General features: G+C 47.0%; 1 pseudogene. It reads left to right on the top strand.

Annotated elements, in window-relative coordinates:
* Window positions 1-446: 446 nt before the first annotated feature.
* Window positions 447-803, top strand: a pseudogene (locus L1D47_RS20885) (transposase); the annotation flags it as partial.

Genomic DNA, 803 nt, shown 5'->3' with positions numbered 1-803 from the left:
GTGAACAAATTTATTGTTGGTTCGCTGAAGCCTGATGTCACTGCGTCTGGCGTAAAATGTTTGGATATTAATCTGATGCTGACGGCAAAACGCCACCGCCGATAATCCGCTTTGTTCCTGGCGGTCGAAAAGATCCAGCCAGGTATTTACATCTCGTCGTTGATGCCGCATGGGTATTCTCCTTAGTAAAAGGAGCACTATGCAGTAGCAGCATCAGTTTTTGAATGTGGGGATCACCGGACGGTTACAAGCGTCCGGTGGTAATCCCCCCTTAAATTAACTGGCGTCAAAAGTAGAATTTTCTCGTACCATATGCGCAGGAGATTCTTTATGAAAACATCAAAATTCACCGACAGCCAAATCATGTCGATCTGTAGTGGCATAGTGAATTTGGCCACCTGAATAGACGAAGTGATAGACTCACTTCCAGAGAAAAGGTGGTAGAAATGAAGAACACAAGACCGACATTCAGTGCAGAGTTCAAATTAGAAGCTGCGCAGCTGGTAACGAAACAGGGATACAGCATAACTGAGGCTGCAAGCGCGATGGGCGTCAGTMATTCAGCCATGCGTAAATGGGTAAACCAGCTTCGACAGGAGAAGCAAGGCGTATCCCCCAAAGGCGCACCGCTCACCCCCGAACAACAGCGGATCCGTGAGCTGGAGAAGAAAATCCGCCGCATTGAAGAAGAGAACACCATTTTAAAAAAGGCTACGGCTCTCTTGATGTCAGACTCACTGAACAGTTCTCGTTAGTCGAGAAACTCAGGAAGAGCCATAGCGTAAAGCGGATTTGTTCAGTAT

Source organism: Shewanella sp. Isolate7, assembly GCF_022398425.1.
Classification (GTDB): Bacteria; Pseudomonadota; Gammaproteobacteria; order Enterobacterales; family Shewanellaceae; genus Shewanella.
This window is presented reverse-complemented; position numbering and strand designations above follow the sequence as displayed.